Below are 4,141 nucleotides of genomic sequence, written 5' to 3' on the forward strand. Positions count from 1 at the left end.
TCACCACGATTAGCAATTAAGACTTTTTTTATCATTTGTCCACTCCAAAGTGTTAATCTAAAATTTATTTAAATAGTGCGCCCTGTAAACTATAAACTGTTTTCTTACTACTGTTCAACAACCATTAAAACCTGACCGTATTCGACAGGTTGACCATCTTGTACACAGATTTCAACAACTTTACCGGCTACGTCAGACTCAATTTCATTCATAAGCTTCATAGCCTCAATAATACAAATCACTTGTCCGACGCTCACATTTTTACCAACTTCTGTAAATGGAGTAGAACCAGGTGAAGAGGCTTTGTAGAATGTTCCAACCATTGGAGATGTTATTGGAACACCTTTTCTTACTTCAGCTTTTGGAGCTTCAGATTGTACAACAGGAGCAACTGCCTGTGCTGGCATAGCTGCCTGCATAACCGGTGAAACCTGTGGCACAATTACTCCACTTTCCTTCTTAATTACAATTGCTTTCTCTCCTTCTTCGAGAGTAAGTTCTGTTAATTCATTCTCTGTAACCAAGTTTACTAACTTTTCAAGATATTCAAGTTCAATTTTCATTACTTTTATCCTGTATCTCTACTAATCCCTATAATTTATACTCTGTCCAAATAACTGTTTGATCTTGTATCAACTCTGATCACATCACCATTATTAACAAAGAAAGGTACGTTAACAACAGCTCCTGTCTCTAATGTGGCAGGCTTTGTTCCACCTGTAGCCGTATTTCCTTTTTCACCAGGAGGTGTATCAACAACTTCCAGTTCCACAAAGTTTGGTATATCAACACCAATTATACGGGTTTCATGTTTTAGCATATTTATAGTCATACCTTCTTTAAGGTATTTTACACCATCACCTATCTGATTTTTACTGAGAGAGACTTGTTCAAAAGATTCATTATCCATGAAAACTAACTCATCTTCACTACGGTATAAAAACTGCATATCTCTTCTTTCAAGAACAGCTTTTGGAAGCTTTTCACCAGCTCTAAAGGTTTTTTCCATTACATTACCGGTTTCAACATTTTTTAGCTTTGTTCTAACAAAAGCAGCACCTTTGCCAGGTTTGACGTGCAAAAATTCAACTACTGACCATAGGCCGCCATCAACTTCTACTGTCATTCCTGTTCTTAAATCATTAGTTGAAATCATTCTTTCTAACCTATCTCAATTATTACTACCTAAAACACTTAAAATACTTATGATATGGATTTTAAAATTATACTCGTAACAAATTTTTATACCAAAAATTAAATTCAAATATTATTCAAATAATTTATGTACAGTATTTGATAATATATATGAATCGCCTGTTAAAGACAAGTTTAAACTTTGTTAAGTTTTTTCAAGTAATCAACAAGAGCTAAAAGCCCAAGAGTATAGCTGTCTTCTCTAAATCCACTAACCTGTCCTATACATACTGGCGCAATATATGAATGATGTCTAAAATTTTCTCTGGTATAAATATTAGTTAAATGAACTTCCACACAGGGTAAATTAACAGCTAAAATAGCGTCTCTTATTGCTATACTCGTATGAGTATAAGCAGCCGGATTAATTATAATGCCATCGAAAATATCTAAAGCACTGTGAATCTCGGTTATTAATTCACTTTCACTATTCGATTGAAAAATCTCCAACTCTACGTCTAACTCAGCTGCCATTCGATTTAATTCATTATTAATATCATCTAAAGTCTTTATCCCGTACTTATCTGTTTCCCTTTTTCCTAACAAATTCAAATTTGGCCCATGGAGTACTAATATCTTCATATCTTAATTCCTTTTATCAGAATATTTTAATTTATCTATTATACTATACAGTGTATAAATAAAAAATCAGCAAATAAACCTTGCATCATGGCTTATAATCCTGTAAAAAACTTTTAATAAAAAGAATTGTTTAATCATAACTAATTGCTAATCTGTTAACTCAGAGGTAAACTTAAAATTATCGTTCTTTTAAAATATAGAAAAGTAAAGCAATAAATAATAATTCAGAGAACAATTTGTGGTAAAATTTATATGTACACGGAATTTTAGCGCATTATAAAATTTTTCAGTAGTGCTATAACGTAAACTGATAGCTTTAAATTAAGTCTACCGTTTAAAAGCTATAGTCGATGACTTAAGTTAGGTAATGGATATTACCAGATTTTCTAAAAGGATACAATTGGGGTATGGCAAATTATACGACTCAGGCAATAAATTTAAAATCTTATAATCTAGGTGAAGCAGATAAAATAATGGTGATGTATTCCAGAGATCATGGAATAATTCGTTGCGTCGCAAAAGGAATAAAAAAGCCTACCAGCAAACTCGGCGGCAGAATGGAAACCCTTAATGCGAATAAGTTATTTATTGCAAAAGGAAAAAAACTGGATATAGTATGTCAGGCTGAATTAGTTGATACATTTAAAGAAATCCGTAAAGACATAACGAAATTAACTTATGCAATTTATTGTGCAGAGTTAATTAATACGTTTGGCCTGGAAAATGATTCTAACAGTGCTCAAATATATGATATATTTTTTGAAACTTTAAAAAATATATCATTATCATCAAACACTGAAGACATTTTATGGACAGTAATCAGGTTTAAATTACGATTAATGAAACAATTAGGTTATGCTGTAGAGCTAAATAATTGTGTCAGATGCAATAACCAGATACAGGAAAACTCTTTTTACTTTTCAGCAGAATCTGGCGGGGTAGTATGCAACGATTGCAAAAATGAGATGTACAAAACTTCTGATCTTGATAGTAATATTATAAGAATATTAAAAGATGCTATAAATTTCGACTTTCCTGAAGTATTAACAAACAATGCTGATATCCTGGATGATAAAATTGCAATAAACCAATTGACTCTTGATTACAGCTTTAAACTGTTGAAAGAATATATATCTATTAGATCTGATAAAAAGTTGAAAACTCCGGAATTAATAGAATGCCTATGCTAACTGAAACAAAAGATGAAGTAGAAGTAAAAAGTTTTACAATGCAAGAAAATTCTACAAATTCACCATTTAACAAGTCAGAAGGATACAGAGCTATCTTAAAAAACAAAGATTTCTTATCGCTCTGGCTTGGACAGGTTTTTTCACAGCTTGCTGACAGAATAATTTTTGTTGTTTTTGTTGCTGTGATTGCAAGTTCATTTGGTGTATCAACAACCTTACAGAGTTATCTTTATATTGCTTTTACTATTCCTGCTATACTCTTAACCGCAATAGCAGGAGTTTTTATAGACAGATGGGATAAAAAATACACTTTAATTGCTACAAATATTTTAAGGGCAATACTGATTGCATTATTGCCTGTTTTTAGCAATACCCTATTTGGAATTTATGTTTTAGCTTTTCTTGTTTCCTCTGTAACACAATTCTTCGTGCCAGCAGAAGCCAGTACTATCCCTGCATTAGTTAAAAAATATCAATTACTTGCTGCCAATTCCCTATTTACTACAACTATGATGGGCTCTTTAATTTTTGGATTTATACTTGGAGACCCGTTGATTAATATCTTTGGATTAAATTCCGTACATTGGGGAATTTCTGGCTTATTCATTATTTCTGCAATCTTTCTTTCACTTATGAAACATAAGCGAATAGAAGTTGAATCCGTATCAAGAAAAACATTCAAAGATTTTTTAAACGAATTAAAACAAGGCTTTATTTATATAAAAAATAATCCTATAGTCTTACAAGCAATGTTAAAACTTGCAACGCTGTTTTCGATTATTGTAATGCTATCTATACTTACAATTAGTATTAGTCAGGAAAAATTGTATCCTGATAACCCAGCACTCGGTGCACAAAAATTCGCCTATATAATTGCATTTAGTGGAGTAGGTATGGTTATTGGCTCTTTTATTGTGGGTAAATTTTTAAGAAATATAGGAAAATATTTGTTAATTTTTGCAGGATTTACTCTAATTGGCATAAATCTTATCTTATTATCAGCAGTTGGGTTAATTCCAAACCAATTCCATATTATTATTCCGGGATATGATTTTGCACAGGTACATTTAGCACCATTTTTACTAACTTATAGAATGATTTTTACCTACGTTGTAGCAGCATTTATAGGCTTAGGAGCTTCATTTATTGCAATTCCTGTACAAACAATTCTCCAT

4 protein-coding genes and 1 pseudogene (1 of these 5 running past the window's edge) are annotated in these 4,141 nt (G+C 31.7%); 2 read left to right on the forward strand and 3 right to left on the reverse strand.

Annotated features, from left to right (window positions below):
• Nucleotides 1–107: 107 nt before the first annotated feature.
• From A2255_00020 to A2255_00030, 3 genes are all read right to left on the reverse strand, one after another.
• On the reverse strand, nucleotides 108–557 hold the full coding sequence (locus A2255_00020; protein ID OGI17855.1) for an acetyl-CoA carboxylase, biotin carboxyl carrier protein: 450 nt from the start codon (nucleotides 555–557) through the stop codon (nucleotides 108–110).
• Nucleotides 558–598: 41 nt separating this feature from the next.
• On the reverse strand, nucleotides 599–1,156 hold the full coding sequence (locus A2255_00025) for an elongation factor P (GenBank protein OGI17852.1): 558 nt from the start codon (nucleotides 1,154–1,156) through the stop codon (nucleotides 599–601).
• A 173-nt stretch (nucleotides 1,157–1,329) separates the two neighbouring features.
• Nucleotides 1,330–1,776 (reverse strand): type II 3-dehydroquinate dehydratase, encoded by a 447-nt coding sequence (locus A2255_00030; GenBank protein OGI17853.1) that lies wholly within the window; start codon nucleotides 1,774–1,776, stop codon nucleotides 1,330–1,332.
• Nucleotides 1,777–2,183: 407 nt separating this feature from the next.
• On the opposite strand from A2255_00030, the gene A2255_00035 reads away from it, so the two are divergent.
• Together A2255_00035 and A2255_00040 are read left to right on the forward strand one after the other, a co-directional pair.
• Nucleotides 2,184–2,966, forward strand: coding sequence for a DNA repair protein RecO (locus tag A2255_00035; GenBank protein OGI17854.1), 783 nt, complete (start codon nucleotides 2,184–2,186; stop codon nucleotides 2,964–2,966).
• Nucleotides 2,954–4,141: pseudogene (locus A2255_00040) on the forward strand (hypothetical protein) (it continues 216 nt past the right edge of the window). Before A2255_00035 ends, A2255_00040 begins: the two are co-directional and overlap by 13 nt.

It is taken from the genome of Candidatus Melainabacteria bacterium RIFOXYA2_FULL_32_9 (genome assembly GCA_001784615.1).
GTDB lineage: Bacteria > Cyanobacteriota > Vampirovibrionia > Gastranaerophilales > UBA9579 > UBA9579.

Excerpts from the sequence above, each read along its gene's own strand:
- A2255_00025 (OGI17852.1), bottom strand. The coding sequence starts at position 1,156 with ATGATTTCAACTAATGATTTAAGAACAGGAATGACAGTAGAAGTTGAT.
- A2255_00030 (OGI17853.1), bottom strand. The coding sequence starts at position 1,776 with ATGAAGATATTAGTACTCCATGGGCCAAATTTGAATTTGTTAGGAAAA.
- A2255_00035 (OGI17854.1), top strand. The coding sequence starts at position 2,184 with ATGGCAAATTATACGACTCAGGCAATAAATTTAAAATCTTATAATCTA.